Annotated in this window: 1 protein-coding gene; it reads left to right on the top strand. The window is 68.8% G+C overall.

Features of this window, described 5'->3' with window-relative positions; translation table 11 throughout:
- Nucleotides 1-1,175, top strand: a 1,175-nt coding sequence (locus ACFVXE_RS39125; protein ID WP_389678574.1) for a PP2C family protein-serine/threonine phosphatase, incomplete at its 5' end; no start/stop codon positions are given.
- Nucleotides 1,176-1,341: the final 166 nt, after the last annotated feature.

The raw sequence follows: 1,341 nt of genomic DNA, 5'->3' as shown, positions 1-1,341 counted from the left end.
GTGGAACGAGGAGCACCAACGTGACAGTTGCGACCATCACGACACCCGTGGCCCAGGCTCTGCAAGCCTGGCGCCGGTCAGCACTGTGGTTGGTGGGCCCCTTGGTGCTGATTGTCGCCGTACCCGTGGCCGACCATTTCCTGCCGCCGGACGTCCATCTCGCCCACCTGCTCATCGTGGCCCCGGCGGTTACCTCCGCAGTCACGGGTCCGCGGCTGACCGCGCTGGTCGGGGGGCTCGCGGTGGCGGCTCTTGTCATAGCAGGGGCGGAGCGCTCGGTCCTGATCACCGAGAGTGTCCTCGTCGAGCTGGCGGCCCTCGCGGTGCTCTGCGCCCTCCTGACGCTCTTCTCCCTTCTGCGGGACCGGCATGAGCTGGAGCTGCTCCGGGTACGTTCGGTCTCCGACGCGACACAGCGCGTCGTCCTGCGTCCGCTCCCTGGCAGGGTCGGGCCGGTGTCCATCGCCTCGGAGTACCGCAGTGCCGAAGCCGACACCCGTATCGGCGGTGATCTCTATGCCGTCGCCCGCACCTCCGACTCCACCCGGTTGGTCATCGGGGACGTACGGGGCAAGGGTCTCGCTTCGATCAGCGATACCACGATCATGCTGGGCGCCTTCCGCGCCGCGGCCCACCGTCAGTCCCCGCTGCCGGAGCTGGTCGCGTACCTGGAAGACGCCGTCCGGTGGGGTCTGGCGGAATTTTCGGAGTCCTCGAAGGCCGAGGCGGACGCCGAGGAACGCTTCGTGACCGCCGCGGTGGTGGACATCCCGGACAACGATCCGGTGGTTCACGTGATCAGCTGCGGGCATCCGCCGCCCCTGCTCCTGCACAACTCCACCGTGACCGCGCTCAGCGTGCCGGACCCCGCTCTGCCCCTCGGTCTCGGCGGTCTGGCCGACGGCCCCTATGCCCAGGCGACCTTCCCGTTCGCCCATGGCGACCAGCTCCTGCTCTATACCGACGGCGTCAGCGAGACCCGCGACGGGGACGGCGTCTTCTATCCGCTCGCGGAGCGCGCCGCCGCCTGGGCCGACCATACGCCCGCAGCACTGGTGCAGAAGATCACGACCGACCTCAAGGCATACGCAGGAGGCCCACTGGACGACGACATGGCGATGATCGTGGTCCAGCGGAACGAGGCCACCGCATCCGGGCGTGACGCTGGTGGTTGAGAGGCCCGGACAACCACCACATGTCCCGTGAGTGCCTTGAAGGACAACGGTGGAACGTACGGCCTTCGACGATCCGCCGGCGCAGGGCCGACACTTCAGTAGGGTTGCGACCGTTGGCCACATGGGTCCACCCGGCGCGCCGTCGTCGGGGAGGGAGGGGGACGTA

The sequence above is a fragment of the Streptomyces sp. NPDC058231 genome (assembly GCF_042882275.1).
Lineage (GTDB): Bacteria > Actinomycetota > Actinomycetes > Streptomycetales > Streptomycetaceae > Streptomyces.
The sequence above is the reverse complement of the archived record's forward strand: the minus strand, read 5'-3'. Positions and strand labels throughout refer to the sequence as shown.